The organism is Streptomyces desertarenae (genome assembly GCF_042681365.1).
GTDB lineage: Bacteria > Actinomycetota > Actinomycetes > Streptomycetales > Streptomycetaceae > Streptomyces > Streptomyces desertarenae.
This window is the reverse complement of the sequence record NZ_JBHUFU010000009.1, coordinates 125881-150186: the sequence shown is the minus strand read 5'-3', so window position 1 is coordinate 150186 and position 24306 is coordinate 125881. Positions and strand designations below refer to the sequence as shown.

Genomic DNA, 24306 nt, shown 5'->3' with positions numbered 1-24306 from the left:
TCGATGGGGTGGGGTTTGCGGTGCACGTTTTCGGACGTGGCGTTGTCCTGAGCGTTTTCGGTGGATTGCTGGCAGGCCTCATGTCCGTGCCGGCGTTCGCCGCGGTGGCCTCGTCGGCCGTCGCCGGGCCGACGGACCGGGCGGTCGACGTGCCGTCCCGGACCGTGAAGGCGGCGCCCCGGCAGCAGGCGGAACCGACCGTGACCGAAGCACCCGACGTGCGCTGGCCCGAGCCCGCCCGCGGCCGGGTCGACCTGACGCGCGCCCGGTCCGGCAGAGGTCTCGCAGTGGCGCCGTCGGGTGACGTGGTCGACGCCGGCGGGACGAGCAAGGCGGCCCGAGCCGCCGTCGTCGCCGTGCGGGCTCCGAGCGCCACGCAGGTCGTCGAGGCCGGCGCACCCCCGCAGCACGAGTTCGCGCGCCCGTCGACGGAGCGGCTCATCGGCAGGGAACCGGGCGCCGAGGCCTTCACCCTGGTCGGCCCGAAGCCCGACGCCGTCGACGTCGAGGTGCTGGACCGCTCGGAGGTGAAACCGGTCGGCGGTGTGGGCCTGGGCCTGAAGGTGACCCGGGCGGACGGCGAGGCCGCACCGGGCCCGGTGCGGGTGGACGTCGACTACTCGGGATTCCGCAACGCACACGGCGGGGACTTCGCCTCGCGCCTGCGGCTGGTGCAGATGCCGGCGTGTGCGCTCACCACCCCCGAGAGGACCGGCTGCTCACCGGACCGACGCCACTTCGTCGCCACCGACAACGACGAGGAGGCCGGCATCCTGTCGGCGACGGTCTTCGCCGACGCCGACCCCTCGGCGCAGGCTGCCGCCGAGGACGGCAGTCCCCGGCTGGGCACGTTCTCGGCGTCCGGCCCGTCTTCGGGCGCCACGGTCCTGGCCGTCACCACCGGTTCGTCGTCCGACGAAGGCGACTACCGGGCCTCCTCGCTGAACCCCGCCGGTTCCTGGGACGTGTCGATCGGCTCGGGCGCGTTCACCTACGAGCTGCCGTTCCGGCTGCCCGAGGCCCCGACCGGGACCACCCCGTCGCTCGGCCTGTCGTACAACTCGCAGTCCGTGGACGGCCGTACGTCCGCCACCAACAACCAGGCGTCCTGGGCGGGCATGGGTTGGGACCTCGACGTCGGCTTCATCGAGCGCCGCTACAGAAACTGCACCCAGGACGGCCACCCCACGTTCGGCGACATGTGCTGGGACTCGCCCAACACGGCCGGGGAGCCTGACGGCGCCATGTACGTCGTCAACCTCAACGGCGTCACCTCGCAACTGGTCCAGGACGGCAACGGCACCGGCTCCTACCATGTGCAGGACGACCCCGGATGGCGGGTGCAGCATCTGTGGGGCGGGCACGGCAGCGACGACGAGTACTGGGTGATCTCCGGCCAGGACGGCATGCGCCACTACTTCGGCTGGGGACGCGACGAACGCACCGGCAGCGCCACGAACTCCGTACTGACCATCCCGGTGGTCGGCAACGACACGGGTGAGCCGTGCCACGCCCAGTTCCCCGAGCCGTGCACCCAGGCCTACCGCTGGAACCTCGACCGCGTCGTCGATCCCAACGAGGTCGAGAACGCCTACTTCTACGACAAGCAGAAGAACCACTACCGCTCGGTCGTCAACGCCGACAAGGCTCGCTCCTACGACGCGGGCAGCCATCTGACCCGCATCGAGTACGGCTGGGCCTCCCAGATCGCCGGAGCCCAGCTCCCCGCGAAGGTCGAGCTGACGCACGTGGGCCGCTGCGTGGAGCGCATGGCGGAGAAGGACCCGCTCACCACCGAACCCGCGGCCTGCCCGGGCATCTCCGGCAACCCCGAGTCCTACCCGGACGTGCCCACCGACCTGATGTGCGACGGCACGGCGTCCGACGACCACTGCGCGGGCATGACGTACTACCCGACGTTCTTCACCACCGACATGCTGTGGGACGTCAAGACCTACGTCCGCAACGACGACGGCTCCGCCTGGTCCCCGGCGATGCAGTACCAGATGAAGTACGGCCTGCCGAACCCGGAGGGAACGGTCGGCAAGACCCTCTGGCTCGACTACGTCCAGCGCAAGGGTTACGGCGACGGCCCCGACCTGCGCCTGCCGGTCGTCAACTTCAACGGTGAGTGGAAGGACAACCAGGTCGGCTCCGGCCTTCTCCACTTCCGCCGGGTCACCAGGATCCACGGCGACCTCGGCGCGGTCACGAACGTCACCTACGGTCAGCCGGACGCCTGCGACATCAACGCCCTGCCCAGCCAGTCCTCCAACACCCAGCCCTGCTTCTGGCAGAGGTGGACCCCCGAGGGCTCGACCGAGTCCCGCACCGGCTGGTTCAAGAAGTACGTGGTCACCCGGGTCTCCGAGGACCCGGGCGTCGGCCAGGGCGCGAGCAGCGACGGCGACCCGGCCATGACCACCCGGTACGAGTACAACGGCGGCGCCGGCTGGCGGTTCACCAATGACCCGCTGACCGAGGACGAGGACGAGACCTGGTCCGACTGGCGCGGCTACCAGCAGGTCGAGGTGTTCACCGGCACCAAGGGCAACGCCGCCTCCACCTACCACTGGCTCCACCGCGGTCTGGACGGCGACCGCACCTCCAAAACCGACCCGTCGGCGACCCGCAGCGTCGAGGTCGAGGACGGCTTCGGCACCGCCTACACCGACTCGCCCTGGCTGGCCGGCAAGACCATCGAGACCAGCAAGCGGGATGGCAGCGGCAGTTCCCACGAGCGCGTGCTCAAGGAGTACTGGGTGCACACCACCGCCCGGTACGACGGCCTGCCCGACGCCCGTTTCGTCCGTGACAGCAAGACCTCCACCCACCAGAGGACCTCCACCGGATGGCGGGTGCACACCGTCAAGGACGAGTACGACGGCACGTCGCCCACCAGTACGACGTACGGCCTGCCGCTGCGCACCAACGACTGGGGTCTGGAGAACCACGGCGACAACCGGTGCACCACCTACGGCCGCACCTACAAGACGTCCAACTTCCCGGGCTCCGACGTCAAGCGCTGGATGGTGCTGGAGGACGAGCGGCGGCACTACGCGGCCGACTGCGCCAGTCGCGCGGCAGCCAACCAGGACGCGTACACGGTGACCCTGTACGACGGCGCCGCGTCCGTCGCGGACAACGACGCCGCCCTGTCGGACGGCAACCCCACCGAGAAGCGCGTCCACACCGAAGCCGCGGAGTACCGCTCGACCGCGTACGAGTACGACGCCGGCGGGCGCGTCACCGCGACCGTCGACGGCAAGGGCAACCGGACCACCACCACCTACTCCCCGGCCACGTCCTGGCCGGTCGACGGAGTGAAGGTCACCACGCCCGACCCCGACGGAACCGGCCCCGGCACGGCGATGTCCACGACCACTTGGTCGTCCCGCCTGTGGGGCACCCCCTACCGCGTCCTGGACGCCAACGGCCGGACGACCCGCGTCGTCCACGACGCGGTGGGCCGCTTCAACCGGGTGTTCAAGCCGACGGAGGTCGGCAACTACCCCGACGGCGACCCGTCGACGACGTTCGACTACACGATCCCGACCACGACCAACGCCGACGGCGTCCCGGACGCGGTGACCGGTCCGCCGCGGGTGACCACCAGCGCCCTCCAGTCCGGCACCACCTACCTGAGGACGTACGCCTACCTGGACGGCCTCGGACGCCGGCGCGAGATCCAGACGCCGACCCCCGACGGCACCGGGCGCATCGTTGTGTCCATCCGGTACGACACCTCCGGCAACAACACCGGCACCTCCGCACCGTTCCGCAACTCCGGCGCTCCCGGCTCCGGCATGGTCCTGCCCACCGTCGCCGACCTGCCCTCCTACACCGACCTGATCATCGACTGGGCCGGTCGGACGACCGGGTCGCAGATCCTCGTCAACGGCGCGGTCCAGGCGGTCGGCCACACGCGGACCCACTACCACGGCGACCACACCGTCGAGGTTCCGGCGGCGGGGGAGCGCAGGGAAACCCACTCCGACGTGTTCGGCCAGATCACGAAGGTCGTCGAGCACGGCCCGACGGGTGCGGCGACGACCTCGTACGAGTACACCCGCAGCAACCAGCTGAAGAAGATCACCGACGCCAAGGGCAACACCACCCGGTACACCTACAACTGGACGAGGGACCGGGTGGCGACGAACGACCCCGACGCGGGAGCCTCCACCAGCACCTACGACGCCAACGGCCGGGTCGCCACCACCACGGACGCCGAGAACAGGACCCTGACCTATGCCTACGACGCGCTGATGCGGCCCACCACCGTGTCCGAGGGCACCACGACCGTCTCCAGGACGTCGTACGACACGGCACCGGGCGGCGCGGGCCAGGTGGCCTCGACCACCACGTACTCCGGCGGCAAGGCGTACACGCAGGCTTTCACCGGGTACGACGCGCGCGGCCGGGTCACCGGGAAGCGGATCACCGTCCCGGACGACGGGTCGGGCCTCGCGGGCAGCTACACCTTCGGCTACGGCTACGACCGGGCCGACCACCTGACCGCGGTCGACTACCCGGCGATCGGCGGGCTGCCCGCAGAGAGGGTCACCACGTCCTACACCGCGCAGGGCAACCCGCAGAAGCTCACCAGTCCGCTGGCCACCTACCAGTCGGCGATCGGCTTCGACCACCTGGGACGCCTGAACGCCCGCACCTACGGGGCGGGCGGCGGCACGGACGCCACGGTGAACCGCACCTACACGTACAACGACGCGGACGGCACCGGCACACTGCTCGGCACCAAGGCCGCGGTCACGGCGGGCGGCGCGACCACGGCGGCGCAGGACGACTCGTTCACCCGGGACCTCGGCGGCCGGACCACGGCCGTCCGGGACGCCCTGGCCGGGCAGAGCGAGTGCTTTTCCCACGACGAGCTGAGCCGGCTCACCCGGGCCTGGACCACCCAGGACGCCGACGGCTGCTCCGGCGCGGCCACCCCGGACCTCGGCGGTTCCCCGGACCCGTACGACACGACGTACGCCTACGACGAGATCGGCAACCTCCAGTCGGTGCGGAACGCCACAGCCGCCGGTACCACGGTCAGAAACTACACCTACCCGGGCTACAGCGCGGACGAGTCGGCGTACACTCCCGGGCAGCCCCGGCCGCACGCGGTGACCAGGGCGGGCACCGACACCTTCGGCTACAACGACGCGGGCCAGATGACCGCCCGCACGGTCGACGGCGTCACCTCCACGCTGGAGTGGAACGCGCAGAAGCGCGTCACCGGGATCACCCGTGCTGGGCCGGCCGGCGACGAGGTGTCGACCTACGTGTACGACATCGACGGCAACGTCCTGCTGCGCACCTCCCCACAGGGGAACGTGCTCTACCTCGACGGGCACGAACTGCACGCCCGAGCGGGACAGGACCTCAGGGCCACGCGCACCTACGAGGTCGCGGGAACCGCGGTCGCGATGCGCACCGCCGACGGCTCGGCCGAGGGCACCTTGACCTGGCTGCTGAGCGACAGCCAGGCGTCGAGCGCCCTCTTCGTGTCCATGGCCGGAGTGATCACCCGGCGCCGCTACACGCCGTTCGGCAAGCAGCGTGGACTGGTCGGCCTGCCCTCCGGCACGGACCGCGGCTTCCTCGGCAAGGCCGAGGACGACAGCACGGGCCTGTCCCTGCTCGGCGCCCGCATGTACGACGCGGACCTGGGACGGTTCCTGAGCACGGACGAACTGATCGAGCCGTACAAGCCGCAGGGCGTCGGCGCCTACTCCTACGCCTTCAACAACCCGGTGCAGTACACCGACCCCTCGGGCCTGAGAGCCTTCAAGTGCTCGAGCGACTGCTCCGAGGACGTGCGGAGGTCCGAGAAGTACATGTCCCCGCCCTTGGAGCTGGGCACGTCCCCGGGCTTCGATCGCAACGCCTGGTACGACCGGATGGAGGCCACCCACCAGGCCCAGAAGCTGCCGCCTCCTCCTCCGGTGGTGAACGTGCCGACCCGATCCAACCTGTCCCTCCCCTGGCTCGGCTCCCTGGGGGACAAGATCTCGAACGTCGCCGGCTACATCGCCAGCTACAGCAACACCGCTGGTATCTGCACCAGCGGCCACGCCGGCCTCGGACTCGGCGGTGAGGGGTCGATCTGCCTGATCCGCACGACCGCGCCCGACGGCAAGGCGGCGTACGGGCTCTCCGGCACCCTGGAGGGGCAGATCGGGCCGGAGGCGAGCGTGGGCTGGGGCGGTGTGGGGATGGTGTTCAGCAACGCCGACGCCTTCGACCAGATCAGGGGCGAGTCCGCGGGGTTCGGCGGGAGCTTCGGTCCGGTCAGTGCCAGTCACCGCGGAACGTTCGGCACCCGGAACTCCCGGGGGGACATCGTGCACTCCATCACGACCGGCTTCGGCATCGGCGCCGGTGGGGGAGTGAACTTCGGTTCCGGCTTCACCGGTGTCACCAGGATCGCGGACGTCCCGGAGGCCGCGGCCGGCCTGGTGGGATCCTTCGCCGACAAGGTGACGTTCTGGAACTGAGGTCCGGTTCCCGCGCAGGCGCCGGACCGGAGCGCGTCCGGCGCCCTCGTGTATCGTCACTCGGCCGTACGACAGGGAATGGAAACCATGCACCCCACACTCGAACTCGTCCCCCTGGCCGAGGGCCCCGCGGAGCAGCTGCCGCATCTGGTGTGGGGTGCGGTGCTCGGAATCCTGGGCCTGCTGGTGGCGTCCGACTACCGGAACATCGGACTGCGGCTCTACGACCTCACCGCGAGCATGACCCCCGGCGGGGTGGACCCGCGCTTCGGACCCGGCCTGTTCCGGGGGATCTGGGCAGTCGCCGGTCTCGTTGGGACCGGCGTGTTCCTCCTCAACCTGAGCGGCGTGCTGGGCGGCTGAGGGAGCACGGCCACCGCACGGGCACCAGGCGTTCCGCAGTCTGCGCGCCGATCCCGGCCACACCGACGTGCGGCCCCGCCCCGGTCCGGCAGCCACGCGGCGCGGTCGCGCGGGAGCCCCTGCCCGGTCAGGACGTGGATCAGGAGGAAGTCGTCGTCGTTCTTCCTGCCGTCGTGGCGGATCTCCGATTCGCCGATCAGCAGGACCTTCTGCTGCGGGAACTTCGCCGAGACCTCGTTCGGCAGGTCCACGACAGCCTGCTCGTCCTTGCGGAAGTGCTCGTGCAGCGCGCTCATCATGCACAGCCCGTCGGCCTCGGCGCAGACCTCGGGCCGCGTCTTGGGCGCGAAGGCGTCCGCGGCGACGAACTCCACCCGGTCGGACACGCCGTGGCGGCGCGCGAGATCGTTGGCGACCGCGATGACGTTCGCGTCGATGTCCGGACCGGTGCCGGTGAGGGACGGGTCGCGCAGACAGGCGTCCACGATCAGCTGCCCGCCGTCGCGCGTCACGTCCGTGCCGTGGACGGCCTTGCCGGTGAGGTCGCCGATCCGGCTGGTGACCCCGCCGTACGCGCCCAGGTGGACGCCGAGGCGGGCCAGCGAGACGTCCGTGGTCAGGAACTCGCCCAACCGCGTCAGGAAGAACTCGTCACCGCGGGTCTCCAGGACGCCCCGGTTCACCAGGTGACGCAGGAAACCCGCACCGATGTCGGGGTCGAGGCCGGCTGGCAGGCCGTCGTCGGGCCGCCGGGGGGCGTTGCGCAGCCGTTCCGGCAGCGGGGCCTCGGCGATCGCCCGCACGGCGTGGCAGACGTGCATGGCGCTGATCATCTCGGGAAGGCCGGGCAGCAGGAAGACCTGCCGCTCCCGGCGCTGCTTCTCGTCCTGCAGCTCGATGATCTCCGGGCCGTCGGTGCTGAGCGTCATGGACCTCCTCCCCCCGAAGGTCGTCGCCCGGTCCTACTCGCATACCGCGTACGCGTGCCGGCCGCGGCCCGCACGAACCCGGGAAGAACGCGGCGTTGTCGGTGTGCTCCAGCACGTGGGTGCGGGCGCGCTCCCTGGCGGGGACGAGTTCGACGACCGCCTTGGTGATGATGCCGCACTGGCCGAGCCCGCCGACCGGGAGCGTTCCGCCCGCGGTCAGCGAGGTGTACCCGGTGACCGCCGGCGGGGTCGGCCCCGGCGGCTGCCCGAAGGCGGCGGTGACCAGGTCCTTCCAGTGGACGCCGGCGCCGACCTCGGCGACGTCCGGACCGAGCGAGTGGATCCGGTGCAGGGACCGGGCCTCGACGACGAGTCCGCCGGTGAGGCCCTGACCGAGCGTGGTGTGCGCCTGCCCTTGGTGGAGACCGTGAGCCGTGTGCCCGGCGGAAGCGGACCACCGCGGCGATGTCCCGGGCCGAGCGCGGTCGCAGCACCGCGCCCGGCTTGCGGACGGCGATGCTGCCCGGGTCGGTGGCGACCGCCTGGCGGGACGCCTCGTCGATCAGAGGCTCGCCCCCCAGCGCCGGTGCGGCGGCGAACGACGGCGCCGTCGTCGCGGGGCCGTTGACCCACGTGCGTTCGGCCGGGTCGAAGCCCAGGACCGCGGCGTTCGCGGAGGGCGTCTCGTCACGCCGTCTCCCGCCATGTCCCGCCGGGCGTCTTCGACTCCGCGGCCACGGCAACGCGATGTCCCGGCGCTCAGCCCGGGCGCGGTGAACTCCTCCCAGGCGGCGGCCGCGGCTCGAATTGCTCTGCGCCGGACACCGGCCGTGGGTGCCGACGGACACACTCAGGCGATTTCCAAGTTCCTGTCAGATCCTTTTCAAAAGAAATTTCACACAGGCGCCGGGCGGATGGCGGCGCCTGTCTGCGCAGGTGCGGTAGCGTCTGAACGGGGACCAATCGGGGTGATTTCATCCGAGTGGCGCCAGGGTGCCGCGCGGAACGGCATTCACAAATTGCCGGATGGTCGCGCCGCTGATAAGATTTCCGGTCCGTGAAAAGCTGCCGGAAGGCCGAGGAGGATTGATGGAAAGCCGGGGCGGGCGGCAGGCGAGCGACACCATCGCGCTGGACGGCATCTGGGAGAACAACCTGAAGGGCGTGTCGCTGCGCATCCCGAAAGGGAAGCTGACCGTGTTCACGGGTGTGTCGGGATCCGGTAAGTCGTCATTGGTCTTCAGTACGATCGCCGTCGAGTCCCAACGGCAGCTCAACGCGACCTTTCCCTGGTTCATCCGCAACCGGCTGCCGAAGTACGAGCGCCCGAACGCCAGGGGGATGGCCAACCTGTCCGCCGCCATCGTGGTCGACCAGAAACCGATCGGCGGCAACTCCAGGTCGACGGTGGGCACCATGACGGAGATCAACGCGGCTTTACGCGTCCTGTTCTCCCGGCACGGCAAGCCCAGCGCCGGCCCGTCCACCATGTACTCGTTCAACGACCCGCAGGGGATGTGCACCGAGTGCGAGGGGCTGGGCCGCACCGCGCGGCTGGACCTCGGGCTGCTCCTGGACGAGAGCAAGTCACTCAACGACGGTGCCATCACGTCGCCGCTGTTCGCCGTGGGCAGTTTCAACTGGCAGCTGTATGCCCAATCGGGCCTTTTCGACCCCGACAAGCCGCTGAAGAAATTCACCGCGGAGGATCGGGAGCTGCTGCTTTACGGAGGAGGCTTCAAGGTCCAGCGTCCCGGCCGTGAACTGACGTATTCCAACGAATACGAAGGGATCGTGGTCCGGTTCAACCGCCGCTATCTCAAGAACGGCATGGACGCGCTGAAGGGCAAGGAGCGCCAGGCCGTCGAGCAGGTCGTTCGGGTCGGCACCTGCGGGGTGTGCGGCGGTGGCCGGCTCAACCAGGCGGCGCTCGCCTCCAGGATCCACGGCAAGAACATCGCCGACTACGCCGCCATGGAGGTGAGCGAACTGATCACCGAGCTGGGGCGCATCGACGATCCGGTGGCCGAACCCATCGTGCAGGCGGTCACCGCGGCCCTGCGACGTGTGGAGGCGATCGGGCTGGGCTACCTCAGTCTCGGCCGCGAGACGTCCACCCTCTCCGGAGGCGAGGGCCAGCGGCTGAAGACGGTGCGGCACCTCGGCAGCAGTCTGAGCGACCTGACCTTCATCTTCGACGAGCCGAGCGTCGCCCTGCACCCGCGGGACGTGCACCGGCTCAACGAACTCCTCGCCGAGCTGCGGGACAAGGGCAACACCGTGCTCGTCGTGGAACACAATCCGGACGTCATGGCCGCCGCCGACCACATCGTCGACATGGGGCCCGGAGCCGGTGTGCACGGCGGCGAGATCGTGTTCGAGGGGTCCTACCGGGAGCTGCGCGAAGCCGACACGCTCACCGGCCGCAAGCTCCGCCAGCGCCGCGGCCTGAAGGAGGAGCTGCGTACCCCCACCGGCTTCCTGACCGTCCGCGACGCCACGCTGAACAACCTGAAGAACATCACCGTCGGCATTCCCACGGGGATCATGACCGCGGTGACCGGAGTGGCCGGGTCGGGGAAGAGTTCGCTGATCTCCGGGGCGTTCGCCGCCCAGTACCCTGAAGCGGTCATGATCGACCAGTCGAGCATCGGCATCTCCTCGCGGTCCACACCGGCCACCTACGTGGACATCATGGACACGGTCCGCGCGATGTTCGCCGAGGCCAACGACGCCGAGCCCGGCCTGTTCAGCTTCAACTCCACGGGCGGCTGCCCGGCCTGCCAGGGGCGCGGCGTGATCCAGACGGACCTCGCCTACATGGACCCGGTGACCGTGACCTGCGAGGTGTGCGAGGGCCGCAGGTACCGGGCGGAAGCGCTCGAGAAGACACTGCGCGGCAAGAACATCGCCGAAGTGCTCGCGCTCACCGTCGAGGAGGGGCTGTCCTTCTTCGACGAGGACGCCGCGGTGGTCCGGAAGCTGGCGATGCTCCAGGACGTCGGGCTGTCCTACCTGACCCTGGGCCAGCCGCTGTCGACCCTCTCGGGAGGCGAGCGGCAGCGGCTCAAGCTCGCCCACCGGCTCCAGGACACCGGCAACGTCTTCGTCTTCGACGAACCGACGACCGGGCTGCACATGGCCGACGTCGACACGCTGCTCGCGCTGTTCGACCGCATCGTGGACGACGGGAACACGGTCGTCGTCGTGGAGCACGACCTCCAGGTCGTCAAACACGCCGACTGGGTGATCGACCTCGGACCGGGCGCCGGCCGGCACGGCGGCCGGGTGGTCTTCGAGGGCACACCGAAGGAACTCGCCGCCCACGAGCACTCGGTCACCGCCCAATACCTGCGGGCCGATCTCGCGCAGGTGCAGGGCTGACGCCGCACCGCCACCGCCATGTCGACGCGACGGGAGGGGACCGGCAGTGAGCACGTCCGAAGTCCGTCCGGTGACCGTGACGCCCTGCCTCGTCAATGCGCAGGCCGCGGCCAGTCCGGCCAGTCCGGCCAGTCCGGCCCCGGTCACGATGACCGAGGAGGTGCCGTGCTGAGGGGGTGCCGCTGTCGGAGGTTTCCCCGACGCTGCGCTGGGTCGGCTCCGGCAGGCTCGTCCGCTCGTCCGCTCGTCCGCACGGCGGTCGGCTCACTGCGGCGCCGAGTTCACCTCACGGAGGAGCCCGTGCGACGGCGGCCGGGGCGCGTGGCGTCCCGAGGTGCCGTTCGCGCGGGCCGGCTCCTTGTCCGGGCAGGGCTCGCCGCGGGTCGCTTCCCTGTTGAACCGGAAGCCGACCCCGCGGACGGTAATGATCCAATCGGGCGAGCCGAGTTTCTTGCGCAGGCTGCTGACGTGTGTGTCGATCGTGCGGCCGGCCAGCGATGTCACGTCCGCGCTGACGGCGTCGTAGCCCCATACCCGCCGCAGCAGCTCGGCCCTGGAGAAGAGCTTGCCGGGTTCGGCGGCGAGCAGGTGGAGCAGTTCGAACTCCTTGCGGGTGGTCTCGATCGGCCGGTTCCCGACCCTCACCTGGCGCAGGGTGGGATGGATCTGCAGCTTGCCGACCGTCAGCGCCGGTGGGGACAGCACGCGGGCCCGCCGGAGCAGCGCGCCGAGGCGCGCCACGAGTTCACGGCTGTAGTACGGCTTCACCACGCAGTCATCACAGCCCGCCTCCAGGGCGAGGACGCGCTCGAGCGCGGCGGAGCAGGCGAAGCCGATCATCGGGATGTCACTGGCGTTGCGGATCTGCCGACACAGGGTCAGACCGTCGAAGTCCTTCAGATCGAGGTCGATCAGCACCACGTCGTGTTCGCGGTGGGAGGCCATGGCCTCGGCGCCGGTCGCCACCGACTCGGCTTCGAAACCGTGCCGCTCGAGGTCTCTGATCATTTCTGTGAGGCCCTCGCAGTCCCCCACGATCAGCACCTTCAAGCCGTTGCCGAGCAATGTCCAACCCCCTTCGGTCACAAGGCGGCCTCGGGTCGCATCCCTCGGCCGGACCGTCGGAGGCCGCAGCCCTCAGGCAGACCCTGCACAATCTTAGGGCGGCTTCCCCCTCCGCCGTTGATGACACCGCCTGTACCGGGTGTGAGCCGGAGCATCTTTCGATCTTGTCGTCCCCGCGGAGTCGGCCCTCTCGCCCAGGCCCGAGGCGGCGAACGGGGGTACGGCCCCACGCGGGCAGGTACGGGTCGCCCGCCGCCGGGCCGGCACGCCGTGGCGGCTGTCGACGCCCGGCAGACTGACGGGCATGGGCGAGCGAACGCGTCGGTGGCACCTGGTGGTCGACGGGGAGGGTTTCGAGGTTCACGAGCGCCTCGGCGAACCCGGAACGTACGACTTCACATGGCTGACCGGGCCGAACCCCGAATACGGCTTCACCACCCGTGTCCACGGGGGCGGTCCCCTGAGCCCGGCACGACTGCGCCGGGAGGCACGGGACTTCCTGGACCAAGTGGATTCCGGTACAGGGCACATCGGTTGAGCCGCCCGCCTCGTCCCCGTGACCTGTCCGGCCCGCGCGGCGGGTTGCGCCGCAGGCCCGCTCCCGGACGAGGCCGAGCCGGCCCTGCCGTCGCCGACGGCCTCGCGGTACTCGGCACGGCCGGTGCTGCCGGCCTTCACCAGCGTCGGTGGGCGCGGATGCCGGGGCGGGGGACGGACCTGCTGGAGGGGGCGGCCCCAGGCCGCTCCGGGCCATGGGCGGATGCCCCGGCTGTGCCCTCGGCGAACGCCCGCACGACCACGAGGGCAGCCCCGCAGGCTGTACCCCATGGAGGTCATCGAGGTACTGCCGAAGCTGCGCATGCTCCGCTTTCCCGTGGGAGCGGCCTACTTGTGGCAAGACGACGACGGGCTGACCCTCGTCGACACCGGCGCGGCTGACGGCGCGGAAGGGATCGAAGCGGCGCTGGACGGCGAGTTGCGGCGGATCGTGCTGACGCACTGGCACGAGGACCACACCGGCTCGGCAGCCGAACTGGCCGGCCGGCACGGAGCGGTGGTGATCGCGCACCGGTTGGACGCTCCGGTGATCCGGGGGGAGGCGGTCGGGGCGCCACCAGTGCTGGAGCAGTTCGAGGTGCCGATCAGGGAGGCCCTTCCTCCGCTGCCGCCGGCTCCGCCGTGCCGCGTGGACCGGGAGGTCGGGGACGGTGATGTGCTGGCGTTCGGCGGCGGGGCGGTGGTGGTCGCGGCGCCCGGGCACACGGACGGGTCGATCGCACTCCACCTGCCCGGGCCGGGAGTGCTGTTCACCGGCGACGCGGTCGCCAACGTCGGCCGGACCATGCTGGGCGTCTTCAACACCGACCGTGCCCGAGCCGTGCGGTCGCTGCGCCGACTCGCCACGCTCGACGTCGACGCGGCGGTGTTCGGACACGGCGACCCGATCACCCGCGGCGCGGCGGCCGCCTTGCGGAAAGCGGCCGCCGCCGCCAGGTGACGCCCAGGTGCTCGGCGGGCCGCGGAGGGATCCTTCGCGCCACCGTTTTCTGCCGCACCAGTGCGGTCACTCCCGGCTGATCTTCCGCCCAACCCGGGACGAAGAAAGCGGTCGGCCGCTGCACGGGGGAATTCCATACAGGAAAGGTTCATCCGGCATTGACCCGGTTTTGCATGTCGGATGGCCGGAAGGGGCATGTTCGGGAACCCGCTCGGTGAACCAGGATCGACATGTCTGGGCTGCTGCGGATCCGTGGCGGAGCAGTCGAGGAGACGGCGAGGCGGCGGACGCCTCGCGGGACGGAGGGTTCTCTCACATGCGCAAGAGCTTCTGGGGCGCGGTGGCGGCAGGTTCCCTGGCGGTCACGGCCCTGGCAGTGGGTTCACCCGCCGCGGGCGCGGCCGACATCCACTCGAAGACGGTGAACTACAAAAGCGGGCGGTGTCTCTCACTGGCGGGCGGCGGCGGTACGAGCAACGGAACCGGTGCCATCATCTGGGACTGCAACAGCGGACACGAGCAGTATTGGTTCCACGCCACGCCCTCGGGTGAAATCCGCAACCTCAAAAGCGGCAAGTGCCTGTCTCTTGCAGGCGGCGGCTCCACCGCAAACGGAACCGAAGTCATCCTGTGGACCTGCAACGGCGGCCCCGAGCAGAAATGGGACTACTCGGGCACACACCAGTGGTACAACATGAAAGCCGGCAAGTGCATGTCGACCGCGGGCGGCGGCGGCACCTCGAACGGCACCAAGGTGATCATCTACAACTGCCTCGGCTCGGACGAACAGCACTGGGACTACGCGCCCTGACAGCCACCCCCACCCCGCCGCCCACCGGCGGAGGTTCGAGACACCGGCGACCACCGGATCCGCGCCGCCGCCGACGCTGCGGCACACCGCCGGCCCCGGACCCCGGTCACCCGTGCGTCCGGCCGGCTCCACCGCACTCGATGCAGCCGGCCGGCACCGACGGGGAGCCGCTGCCGGAGTACCGGGGGAGCAGGCCCCCGACCGGGCACCACGGCGCCGGGGCGGTCGTCCCCCGGAGCGGTCAGGGAGCACAGGGCCCGGCGGAGTCGCACGACAAGGCGAGCCACCCGGCCGGCGCATGGTGGTATTCGTGGCATGGACGACCGTCGACGTGTGGTGATCGTGGCCTATGAGAACGCGCAGATCCTGGATGTCGCCTGCCCCAGCGGTGCTTTGGACGTCGCCAACCGCTACGGCGCGGCGCCGCCGTACACCATCGAGCTGAGCACTCCCGACGGCCGGACGGCGGGCACGTCGGCCGGCATCGGCCTGGGACCGGGGCGGCGGCTGGCGGCGGTGACCGGCCGCCTGGACACCCTTGTCGTCGTCGGCGGCCTCGGTGCGGAGACCGCTGCGCAGGACCGGCAGCTGCTGGCCCAGGTGCGCCGTCTGGCCGGACGCAGCCGGCGGGTGGCCTCGGTGTGCACCGGCGCGTACGTACTGGCGGCGGCCGGACTGCTCGACCACCGGCGGGTGACCACGCACTGGGGACACGGCAGCCGGCTCGCCGAACGCCACCCGGCCGTGGCCGTGGACCCGGCCCCGCTCTTCATACGCGACGGCAACGTCTACACCTCGGCCGGGGTCACCAGCGCACTGGACCTGACGCTGTCGCTGATCGAGGACGACCACGGGCCGACGCTGGCGCGCGCGGTGGCCCGCGAGCTGGTCACCTACCTGCACCGGACGGCGGATCAGGCCCAGATCAGCATGTTCCTGGCGGCCCCACCGCCGGGGGAGAGGCTCGTACGCGATCTGACCGGCTACATCGCGGGCCATCTCGCCGACGACCTGTCCCCGCGGGCACTGGCCGAGCGGGCGGGAATCAGCACCCGACACCTGACCCGCCTGTTCACGGCGCACCTGGGCACGACGCCGGCACGCGCTGTACGGGCGGCCCGCGCGGAGGCCGCCGCCCACCTGCTGCGCTCCAGCGGTCTGCCGGTGGCGGCCGTGGCCCGGCGCTGCGGCCTCGGTTCGGCCGAAACCCTGAGGACGACCCTGCTGCGCCACTACGGCGTCGCGGGGGACGCGCTTCGCAGGATGCCGGACATGCCGCGGGCGCGTGTACCTGCGCAGCGGCAGACTCCTCGCCATGGCAGACACAACGACACGTAGGACCGTGCTGGGGGGCGTGGCCGCCGGCGCAGCCCTGGCCACCGCCGGCGGCCTCACCGCGGCCGGAGACGCACAGGCCCGGCAGCGCCGCCGCCCGCGCACCGGCGGACCCGAGATCGGGATCCTGCTGTACGACGGCTACAGCCTCCTGGATCCGACCGGGCCGGCCGAGGTGCTCTCCCGGTTGCCGGGCGCGACGGTCACGATGATCGGGCGACGCCGCGGTGCCGTCCGCACCGACACCGGGGACGTGGCCGTACTGGCCGACCGATCGATCGACGAGGTCGAGCGGCTGGACGTCCTGCTGGTGCCCGGCGCCGGGGCGGACGGCACCGTCGCCGCCATGAACGACCCCGCCCTGCTCTCCTGGATCCGCCGAACCGACCGGTCCACCCGCTGGACGGCATCGGTCTGCACCGGCTCGCTCGTCCTGGCCGCGGCCGGCCTGCTGGCAGGACGCGAAGCGACGACGCACTGGGCCTCCGCCGACTACCTGAGCACCACGTTCGGCGTCACCTACCTGCCCGCGCGCTACGTCCGCTCGGGGAAGATCATCACAGCCGCCGGTGTCTCGGCGGGGGTGGACATGGCGTTGTACCTCGCAGCGCAGATGGCCGGCGAAACCGTGGCCAGAGCGATCCAGCTCGCCGTCGAGTACGACCCCCGGCCCCCGTTCGACTCCGGCAACGCCGCCGAAGCCACCCCGGAACTCAAGGAGACGGCCCTGCGGCTGCTCGAAGCCTCCCAGGCGCGGTAGGGCTCCGCCGGGCTCCCCCGGCGGAGCCGCCCCGACGGCTCGCCGGACCCCGCCCGCTTGCGGGCGGCACGGGCCGCGGTGCGTCCGCCGCGGGGCCGTGGGGGAGTACGGGCCGTCCCTCAGGGGGCAACGGTGGGCGCGGGCGGGACCCAGCGGCGGGTGCGGGGGACGGTGGTGGGCACGCCGTAGTCCTTCTTGAGCTGTTCGGGGATGGCGTAGTGCATCACCCGGCCGCGGGTGAGGGAGGACAGTTCGAAGACCGTGGTGAGGTGCCCGAGCCGGTCCAGGGCCCAGGCGCCCAGCGGTGAGCGGTCCTCGATGGTCTCCAACACCTCCAGCAGGGCGGGGGCGGCCCTGACGAGGGTGTCCCAGGGAGTGCGGGGCACCTGGAGCCAGTCGGCGCAGGTGCCGCCGATCAGATGGCGGATCAGGGCGGAGACGATCGGGTCGAAGAAGGTGCCGGGGACGACCTCCTCGTACAGGTCGATCAGCTGCCGGGTCAGGTGGGCGCCCTCCTCGCTCGGGCCCATGTGGCGGACCAGGTACAGGTCCAGGAACCGGCGGGCGGCCTGGAGGTCCTCGGGCACGGAGCCCTGGTCGACGCCGAGCATCACGCCGACCACCCGCCAGGCGTAGTAGTACGCCTCGGCGCCCTCGGCGGACATGTGGACGCCCAGGCGGTGCAGGGAGTCCAGCACCAGCAGGGAGAAGAACATCTGCCCGCCGATCATGTCCTCCTGGCAGATCGGCGTCCCCAGGTTCTCGACGTCCCAGAGGCTCTCCCGCCTGAGGTGGTGGCGGACGGCGGCGTGCAGCAGCCGGACCTTCTGCGCGGCGGGGATGAAGCGGCCGCCGGCCTCGAAGGCGTCGGGCCGCATGAGGTAGACGGTGAACTGCCCGGTCTCCGCCATCCGTTTGGACGGGTACTCCAGCGAATGCGTCGCCGACAGCAGTCTGGCCACGTGGGGGACGACGTAGCAGGCGGGCATGGCCGCGAAGGACAGCGCGGTGGATATGTGCACGTTGTTGTCGAGGAAGAACAGCCGGGCCCTCTCCATCTCCTCCCAGTCCACCCAGGACGGTGGGGCGCCGGTGGCGTGCAGGTACTCCCGGGCGACGTCGGGCAGCCCCTCGGGCAGGTCCTGGCCGGCGGTGGAGACGTACCGCATAAGGGCGTTGAACTTCCCCACCTCCCCGCGCTCGAACAGCGTCGCCACCGTGGCGTCGGCCAGTTCGTCCCCGACCGTCCGCAGCGCGTCCATCGACGCATCGGTGTAGGTCATGAAAGGTCCTCTCCTCTCGCAGTCGGGATCCGAAGACCCCGCGGTGGCGACCACGCCGACCGGAGACCGCCCCTTCCCGGTCGGGCGGTGGTCAGTGATGGCGGAAGACGGCGGTGGCCGCGAGGTGGACCAGGGCGTGGGCGGCCTCGGCGGGCAGGCGGGCCCGTTCCACGGCGTCGGTGGCGGCCTTCACCCGCTGCTCGATCATGTTCTCGACACGGCCCGGAGCACCGGTGCGGCACATGATCTCGCGCACCCGCGCCAGAGCGCCCTGATCCGGCCGGCGGCGGCCCAGCAAATGTCTGAGATCTTCGCGCTCGGCCGGTGTCGCCTCGCGCCAGGTCTCGGCCAGCAGAGCGGTGGGGCGGTGGGCGACGAGGTCGTCGGTGTTCGCCTTGCCGGTGTGCCCGGGGTCGCCGAACAGGCCCAGCAGGTCGTCCCGCAGTTGGAAGGCCTCGCCCAGCGGCAGCCCGTAGCCGGTGAGGACCTCCCGCAGCTCCGGTGAGGCACCGGCCAGGACACCGCCGATGAGGAGGGGGTGCTCGACGGTGTACTTGGCGGTCTTGTACCGGATCACCTTCAGTGAGGTGGCCGTATCCGGTGCGGAGCCCGTGTGCAGGATCTCCAGGCATTCCCCGGCGACCAGCTCCCGGGCCAGGGCGGCCCACAGCGGGCGGGCGCGGGAGAGGTAGGCGGCGGGCAGACCGCAGGAGACGAACAACTGGCCGGCCCACGACATCAGCAGGTCCCCCACCAGCATGGCCAGGGACCGCGCCGCCGCCGTCCGCCCGCGTCCGGCCACGGCGGCGCGCAGAGCGACATGGGTGGTGGGCAGGCCGTGCCGCAGCGGGCTGTCGTCGATCAGGTCGTCGTGGACCACGGCCGCGGCGTGCACCAGCTCCATCGCGGCCGCGGCCCGCACCAGCGCGTCGCTGTCGGGCTGTCCGGCCGCCCGCCACCCCCAGTAGCAGAACGCCGGCCGCAGCCGCTTGCCGTGCGCGGTGGCCACGCGCAACTGCTCCGCCACCGGCGCCAGGTCCGCGTCCACGGCCAGCAGACGGTCGGTCTCGTCGGTGACGAAGCGGTGCAGCACCTCGTCGACGCGGCCTTTGAGGGCCATCTGCATCCCGCTGCCGGGCGCTGCCACGGTCGGCGCGCCGCCGTCAGACATCGCCGCGCCGGTCGGCGGCGTGCCGGGCCAGCACCTCCAGATACGCGGGTGAGGAGGCGGCCATGCGGTCCAGGGCCAGCCGTCCGCGGGCCTTGAGGTCCTCCCGCCCCTCCTCGGCCAACTCGCCCACGTCCGCCCGGCCGAGCAGACCCCGCAGTCCCTCCACCGCGGCGGCCAAACCGCCCAGGGCCCAGTCCGCGGCTCCCACGGCCAGCAGTACCGCGTCACTGCCCCCCGGACCGCGTTCCCGCCCTGCTCGGTGCGTCATCGCATTCCCCTCCCGTATCCGCAGGCCCGCCGGCGGTGCCGCGACCGGCACCGTCGGCGGGGCAGGGCGGTCACCGCCCCGGGACGTCCCCTCGACAGAGTGGCCGGGTTCTGCCTGCGGCACGGAGGAAAGCACCGAACGGGTGAGTGACTGAACTGGCGTTCGGGTCCCGGCCGTGGGGTGCCGGGGCGGACAGCCCCGGCCCTCCGACGGACAGGGGGAACGTCGCCCGTGGCGGCCGGACGGACGCAGCCCCGGCCGATCGACCGATCGAACCGCCCCGCCCGGGGAGAACCGCACCACCCGCGGCCGCGACCCGCCGGCCACGCGGAGGCCTCACGGACGCGGCACCGGTCCCGCTCCCCGCGCGTGCGGGGCCCCCGCAAGCGGGCGCGCCGCGCCCGACCGGAGGAGCCGGCCCCGCGTCCCGGCCTCACCGGCGGTCCCGTCCCCGGCCTCGACGGTGGGCCCGCCCCCGCCCTCGCTCCCCACCACCTCGTACCGGGCCCCGGGAGCGAGATGGCGTCCCGCAGTGTGCCGGATGCCGGGGACGGGATCGCCCTCGAAATGGAGGACCCCGTTCTCCGGGTGCAACTCCTCCAGCAGCCGGTGGAGGGAGACGACCACGTCCTCCACCCACCGGCGGGGAACCGGCTCAAGCGTGACGGTATGGCGCAGGGACGGCATGGGGCGAGCCTGCCGCAGAGCCGGCCTGCGGCACCCCGGCGGACGAGCCGAGCTCCTCGGCGACCGTGCCGTGGGCGGCCATGCGGCGGCCACGGGGCAGGCGCAGCGCGACGGTGGATCCGTTCCCTCCCGGCCGGCCGCACCGCGGGGAGCCGGGGCGGCGCGACCGCAGGAGCGGGACCGGGGCGATGAACCGGTCGTCCGGGACTTTTCGAGTCGATCCAGCCGGGCAGCGCATCGGACCCGGGCTCGATGCACTCGAAGGCGGCGGTCACCAGAAGATCGCGATCGCCTCCAGCGTCACCTCGCGGGTCTCCGCGCGCCAGCCGGTCATCTTGCCGAGGCAGCGGGCCGTGAACGTACCGTCCGGGATGGAGCGGCGCGCGTTCCCGGAGGCCACGACGCGCATGTGGACCGGGGGCTGCTCCCCGCCGTACTCGGCCCGCAGGACGAATCCCTCCGCCACGTCCGGCACGCGCGAGAACACGCCCTTGACCGAGACGAATTCGCCGATGCGGCTCAGGGTCACCGTACGACCGTCGGCCAGGTTGTCAGCGAGGTTCCGGTTCGGGACGACCGTCATCGTGATCAGGTCGGCGTGGACGATGGCGTCGGACCGGTCGAAGGCCTCCACGACCACGCCGATCACGTTGATCGGTTTGTCCTTGCGCACGAACTTGCGGAACGTCTCCTGGCTGACGTCCCGCTTCAGCCGGAACCGGAACAGCCACGTCAGCACCCGGCTCCAGAAGCCGACACTCGTGTCGACCTTCGTCCGCAGTTCGACGGCCTCCTCCAGCGCGGACCGGTAGTTGCCGAGCTCGTACAGGTCCATCACGGCCTGCTCGTCGAGGTACAGGCAGATGCTGTACGCCGACTGCCAGCGCCGCAGGTGCCTGCGCCGCTCCCGGGCATGGCGCACCAGGATCACCGCGAGCACCACCGCGCCGGCGGCCGTCACCAACCAGACCGCCATCCACGGCCACCAAAGGCTCCACCACAGTGCGTCAGTGACAGCCACGGATCTCCTTGAAAGCCTCGGAAAGGGACGAGCCGGCGGCCTTCACCATCCGTCCGCCCGTCCTCGCCGCCGCGCGCCGCAGTTCGTCTGCGTCGGCCTCGCCGAAGTGGACGGGGTAGGTGGGGACGGCGGCGCGTACGGCGGCGGGCAGCGCCTTGTGGCGGCGTACGAACTCGGCGTACGACAGGCCCGCGTTGTTCTCACCGTCCGTCATCAGGACGAGTGAGACGGAGCGGTCGGGGTCGGCGGCCAGTTCATGAGCGGCGGTGCGGTAGCCGTGGTCGAGGGCGGACCACAGGGCGGTGGCGTCGCCGTAACCACCCCGGGCGACGGTGCCGGCGAGGGCCGTCAGATCCCTCGGACCGGCGACGGTGACGGTCTTCTGCTCCAGCACCCGGCCGCCGAACCGGACGACGGTCAGCCGCTCGCCCCGGTGGAAGCGGGTGAACTTGCCGGAGGCGGAGGGGTCCGCACCGCTGAGTCCGGCGAAGGCCTCGCGCAGGGCGGCCATCCGGGCGCCGCGCATCGAGCCGGAGAAGTCGAGCAGGAAGATCACCTGGCTCGTGGTGCGGCGGTCGGGGTCGCCGTAGTCCGCCAGCAGCGTTTCGACGACAGCCGGTTGGTCGGGGTAGAAGAGCGCGTTGCCGACCGGCTCGCGCAGCCGCGCGTCCCGGGTGACCGTCGTACTCACGGGACGGCGCAGTGTGTGCCGCATGATCTGCTGCTGCACCGGGTCACGCCGCAGCCAGCGCGTGACCTTGTCGTACGCGGCACGGTGGGCCGGGTTCAGCAGGAGCAGCGGGAAGTCCGCCAGGACCATGCCGTCCTCGGGGCGAACGACCTCCAGGTGGTCGTCGAGGCGGCCGGAGGAGTTGAGGGCGAGCAGATCGGACTCGTACGTGATGAGGGCGTTGGCCTCGTCCTGGTGGTCGACGTAGGTGTCGACGAGGGCGGGGCCGGTGTCGGCGGTGAGGGTCTGGCCGGAGCGGAAACCGCGCAGCCGGTCGCAGGAGACGTCCTCGGGGCGCAGCGCGGCTCCGGTGCCGGCCGCGGCGGTGGCGACGCCGACGAGGGCGGCGAGCCCGCTGCCGGCCTGTCGGGGGTCGGCCATGCCGAAGCGGACGGTGCCGGTGGCGGCAGCGTCCGCGATGTCCGCCCAGGTGAGCCGGGAGCCGGGTGTCCGGGCGCGAAGCTCGCGTGCCACGTCCGGCTTCAGGCCGACGACGACGGGGGACGTCATGGTGGCCGTGCGCTGCAGTCCCCGGATCCCGTGTCTGTCGGTGAGACGCAGATAGTGGTCGGAGGACAGCCACGCGAGGTCGTACCGGTCGCGGTCCGGGGTCCTCGTCTCGGCGTCGGCCCGGTGCTCCAGACGCAGGTCGACGCCGGTCTCGTCCCGCAGCTCGCCCAGCAGCGGGCCCAGTACGGCGAGATCGGGACTGGCGAGGACGCGCAGCCGGACCCTGTCGTCGTCGGCGTCGCCCGAGCAGGCGGTGAGGAGGGTGACGACGAGTGCCAGGCAGAGCGCCGGCAGGCGCGTGCCGCGCCTCACGGGCTGCCCGTCCGATCCGGGCAGTCGCCGACGATCTCGATCATCTTCTCCAGCAGGGGAAGGCTGGGCAGGACCGCGCGGGTGTCGTCCGAGGAGGTGGTGGGCAGCGGGATCTGCCGCTCGGCGAGGAACCGGGTGAACTCGTCGCTGCTCGCACCACTGCCGGCGCCGCGGGTCCGGAAGCCCAGCTCCATGGCGCGGCGCTGGAGTTCGGGGTCCTCGCTGACCAGTTCGCCGAGCCGCGCGCCGTCGCCGGTCAGCGCGACGAGCTGGGGCTCGGTGACGAAGCGCGTGGACGGGTAGAGCAGGACGCGCTCGTCGTCGGTCTCGCCCTTCTGCGCCTTGTGCCGTAGCTGGTGGGCGAGGAACTGGTGCTCGTAGATCACCGAGATCGGGGCGATGCCCTGCCCGTCGGGGGACAGATACGTGTCGGCCCGCTCGGAGGACGGCAGGCCCTGCTCGATGAGGAGCGGCTTGATCTTCCGGGCGAGTCGGTCGGCCTCGGCCTCGCTGTCCGGTGCGTCGTTCCCGTGCTCGACGAAGGCCACGAGTCCGAGGTAGGTACCGGCGGAGTTGGCCTCGCAGATGTCCGAGGTCTGGGCGAGGATCTTGTTGCCGTTGCGGACGTGGTTCTTGTCGTCGATCTCGTCCCAGCGGTAGCCGTCCTCGGGATCACGCTGGACGCCCTTCCTCTTGCCGCGCGCGAGGTCGAGGAACTTCCGCATGTCGAGGGTGTAGTACATCGGCGGGTCGCCCGAGCCCGGCAGGCGCTCCGCGACGCCTTCCGCCTCGAGCGCCTCGGCGTAGTCCCGGTAGGTGGCCAGCACGATGGGGCTCGTGAACGGGCGGTACAGCAGCACAGGACGGTTCGCCCGGGCGCGCTCCCGGCTGATCAGGTCGGCGGCCGGCTGGCCGGAGGGGAAGACGACGTCGTACCCGCCGTAGTCCTGTTTGGCGATCTCACGCGAGCCCATGCTCGTGATGTGCACGCGGAAACCGTGCTTCATGAGCAGCCGCTCGACTTCGGGGTCCTGGAAGAAGTCCTTCTTGGAGGCCATCTTCGCCTCGATGGTGACCACCGGCCGCACCGGCAGCAGCAGGTTCCCGGAGGCCACGAGCAGGACCAGCCCGATGACCGGGACGGGCAGCGCCGCCGCCAGCGCTCTGCGCAGGTGGCGGCGCGGGGGTCTGGTGACGGTTAACCGCGGCTCTTCGGTAGCGGGTCTGTTCGCGGGCACCTGCGTTCCCCCTCCGTGACACCTGCGTTCTCCCCGTGTGGCCGGGCCAGGATCGTCGGTGATGGCGGTGCACTCCGGACAACCCTTCCGGAAACGCCGGGTAAATGTAGTGGGAAGCGCGCGGCGAAGGCCGGTGACACAGCAGACCGGGGAGAGCCGATGCCCGGGCAGGCCGCGCGCACCGACACCGCCGGCACCGCCGGCACCTGAAGGCGGCGCGCGACGAGCGCTCGGTGCCGGCTCACGCGGCGCACTCCGCGCCCGGCGCGCGCCGGTGGCCGCATCACCGGGGGAGTGGGTGCGCGGCTGATGCGGTGACCCTCCGCCACCTTGAAGTCGCTGGTCAAAGGAGTGGTGTCCGGTGACGAGCACGGGGACGAGGGCGTCGTCGTCCAGGCCGACTGCCTGCCTCGGATCCTCCGGCCAGGAGCGCAAGGG

Annotated in this window: 16 protein-coding genes and 1 pseudogene; 7 read left to right on the top strand and 10 right to left on the bottom strand. The window is 71.4% G+C overall.

Annotated elements, in window-relative coordinates:
• Positions 1-200: 200 nt before the first annotated feature.
• Positions 201-6503: an RHS repeat-associated core domain-containing protein gene (locus tag ACFSJS_RS16685; protein WP_380901055.1), complete on the top strand. Its 6303-nt coding sequence runs from the start codon at positions 201-203 to the stop codon at positions 6501-6503.
• 221 nt (positions 6504-6724) lie between these two features.
• On the opposite strand, the gene ACFSJS_RS16680 is transcribed toward ACFSJS_RS16685, so the two are convergent.
• Together ACFSJS_RS16680 and ACFSJS_RS28050 are read right to left on the bottom strand one after the other, a co-directional pair.
• A complete protein-coding gene (locus ACFSJS_RS16680; protein ID WP_380901053.1) occupies positions 6725-7795 on the bottom strand; it encodes an SAM-dependent methyltransferase in 1071 nt (356 codons plus the stop codon).
• 178 nt (positions 7796-7973) lie between these two features.
• Positions 7974-8207, bottom strand: a pseudogene (locus ACFSJS_RS28050) (FAD-binding protein); the annotation flags it as partial.
• Between the two features lie 677 nt (positions 8208-8884).
• Here ACFSJS_RS28050 and ACFSJS_RS16675 point away from each other — a divergent pair.
• The gene (locus ACFSJS_RS16675) at positions 8885-11179 is read left to right on the top strand and encodes an ATP-binding cassette domain-containing protein (protein ID WP_380901051.1); all 2295 of its coding nucleotides are present in this window, start codon (positions 8885-8887) and stop codon (positions 11177-11179) included.
• A 264-nt stretch (positions 11180-11443) separates the two neighbouring features.
• Here ACFSJS_RS16675 and ACFSJS_RS16670 read toward each other — a convergent pair whose 3' ends face one another.
• A complete protein-coding gene (locus tag ACFSJS_RS16670; RefSeq protein WP_380901049.1) occupies positions 11444-12244 on the bottom strand; it encodes a response regulator transcription factor in 801 nt (266 codons plus the stop codon).
• Between the two features lie 304 nt (positions 12245-12548).
• Between ACFSJS_RS16670 and ACFSJS_RS16665 the strand changes: the two genes are divergently transcribed.
• The 5 genes from ACFSJS_RS16665 to ACFSJS_RS16645 all read left to right on the top strand — a co-directional run bounded on the left by ACFSJS_RS16665 (position 12549) and on the right by ACFSJS_RS16645 (position 16648).
• Entirely contained in the window at positions 12549-12782 is a 234-nt protein-coding gene (locus ACFSJS_RS16665; RefSeq protein WP_380901047.1) for a hypothetical protein, read from the top strand.
• A gap of 288 nt (positions 12783-13070) precedes the next feature.
• Positions 13071-13742 (top strand): MBL fold metallo-hydrolase, encoded by a 672-nt coding sequence (locus ACFSJS_RS16660; RefSeq protein WP_380901045.1) that lies wholly within the window; start codon positions 13071-13073, stop codon positions 13740-13742.
• Between the two features lie 316 nt (positions 13743-14058).
• Complete coding sequence (locus ACFSJS_RS16655; protein ID WP_380901043.1) at positions 14059-14553, top strand: RICIN domain-containing protein; 495 nt, start codon at positions 14059-14061, stop codon at positions 14551-14553.
• A 333-nt stretch (positions 14554-14886) separates the two neighbouring features.
• The gene (locus ACFSJS_RS16650) at positions 14887-15891 is read left to right on the top strand and encodes a GlxA family transcriptional regulator (RefSeq protein WP_417823980.1); all 1005 of its coding nucleotides are present in this window, start codon (positions 14887-14889) and stop codon (positions 15889-15891) included.
• Complete coding sequence (locus ACFSJS_RS16645; RefSeq protein ID WP_380901039.1) at positions 15869-16648, top strand: DJ-1/PfpI family protein; 780 nt, start codon at positions 15869-15871, stop codon at positions 16646-16648. Before ACFSJS_RS16650 ends, ACFSJS_RS16645 begins: the two co-directional genes overlap by 23 nt.
• A gap of 119 nt (positions 16649-16767) precedes the next feature.
• Here ACFSJS_RS16645 and ACFSJS_RS16640 read toward each other — a convergent pair whose 3' ends face one another.
• The 7 genes from ACFSJS_RS16640 to ACFSJS_RS16610 all read right to left on the bottom strand — a co-directional run bounded on the left by ACFSJS_RS16640 (position 16768) and on the right by ACFSJS_RS16610 (position 23868).
• Entirely contained in the window at positions 16768-17931 is a 1164-nt protein-coding gene (locus ACFSJS_RS16640; RefSeq protein WP_380901037.1) for an oxygenase MpaB family protein, read from the bottom strand.
• 91 nt (positions 17932-18022) lie between these two features.
• Complete coding sequence (locus tag ACFSJS_RS16635) at positions 18023-19102, bottom strand: polyprenyl synthetase family protein (protein ID WP_380901035.1); 1080 nt, start codon at positions 19100-19102, stop codon at positions 18023-18025.
• Positions 19095-19370 carry a hypothetical protein gene (locus ACFSJS_RS16630; protein ID WP_380901033.1) on the bottom strand — a complete coding sequence of 92 codons (276 nt, stop codon included), beginning with the start codon at positions 19368-19370 and terminating at the stop codon, positions 19095-19097. Before ACFSJS_RS16630 ends, ACFSJS_RS16635 begins: the two co-directional genes overlap by 8 nt.
• Before the next feature lie 336 nt (positions 19371-19706).
• Positions 19707-20057 (bottom strand): hypothetical protein, encoded by a 351-nt coding sequence (locus tag ACFSJS_RS16625; RefSeq protein ID WP_380901031.1) that lies wholly within the window; start codon positions 20055-20057, stop codon positions 19707-19709.
• Positions 20058-20328: 271 nt separating this feature from the next.
• Positions 20329-21078, bottom strand: a complete 750-nt coding sequence (locus ACFSJS_RS16620) for a hypothetical protein (RefSeq protein ID WP_380901029.1) — start codon at positions 21076-21078, stop codon at positions 20329-20331.
• Entirely contained in the window at positions 21065-22630 is a 1566-nt protein-coding gene (locus ACFSJS_RS16615) for a vWA domain-containing protein (protein ID WP_380901027.1), read from the bottom strand. The genes ACFSJS_RS16620 and ACFSJS_RS16615 overlap by 14 nt, the downstream gene beginning before the upstream one ends.
• Positions 22627-23868: a hypothetical protein gene (locus ACFSJS_RS16610; protein WP_380901025.1), complete on the bottom strand. Its 1242-nt coding sequence runs from the start codon at positions 23866-23868 to the stop codon at positions 22627-22629. Before ACFSJS_RS16610 ends, ACFSJS_RS16615 begins: the two co-directional genes overlap by 4 nt.
• Between the last annotated feature and the right edge of the window lie 438 nt (positions 23869-24306).

What these genes read in the sequence shown, in the direction of transcription:
- ACFSJS_RS16680 (WP_380901053.1), bottom strand. Translation starts at nt 7,795, where the DNA reads ATGACGCTCAGCACCGACGGCCCGGAGATCATCGAGCTGCAGGACGAG.
- ACFSJS_RS16675 (WP_380901051.1), top strand. Translation starts at nt 8,885, where the DNA reads ATGGAAAGCCGGGGCGGGCGGCAGGCGAGCGACACCATCGCGCTGGAC.
- ACFSJS_RS16665 (WP_380901047.1), top strand. Translation starts at nt 12,549, where the DNA reads ATGGGCGAGCGAACGCGTCGGTGGCACCTGGTGGTCGACGGGGAGGGT.
- ACFSJS_RS16660 (WP_380901045.1), top strand. Translation starts at nt 13,071, where the DNA reads ATGGAGGTCATCGAGGTACTGCCGAAGCTGCGCATGCTCCGCTTTCCC.
- ACFSJS_RS16655 (WP_380901043.1), top strand. Translation starts at nt 14,059, where the DNA reads ATGCGCAAGAGCTTCTGGGGCGCGGTGGCGGCAGGTTCCCTGGCGGTC.
- ACFSJS_RS16645 (WP_380901039.1), top strand. Translation starts at nt 15,869, where the DNA reads ATGGCAGACACAACGACACGTAGGACCGTGCTGGGGGGCGTGGCCGCC.
- ACFSJS_RS16640 (WP_380901037.1), bottom strand. Translation starts at nt 17,931, where the DNA reads ATGACCTACACCGATGCGTCGATGGACGCGCTGCGGACGGTCGGGGAC.
- ACFSJS_RS16635 (WP_380901035.1), bottom strand. Translation starts at nt 19,102, where the DNA reads ATGTCTGACGGCGGCGCGCCGACCGTGGCAGCGCCCGGCAGCGGGATG.
- ACFSJS_RS16630 (WP_380901033.1), bottom strand. Translation starts at nt 19,370, where the DNA reads ATGACGCACCGAGCAGGGCGGGAACGCGGTCCGGGGGGCAGTGACGCG.
- ACFSJS_RS16625 (WP_380901031.1), bottom strand. Translation starts at nt 20,057, where the DNA reads ATGCCGTCCCTGCGCCATACCGTCACGCTTGAGCCGGTTCCCCGCCGG.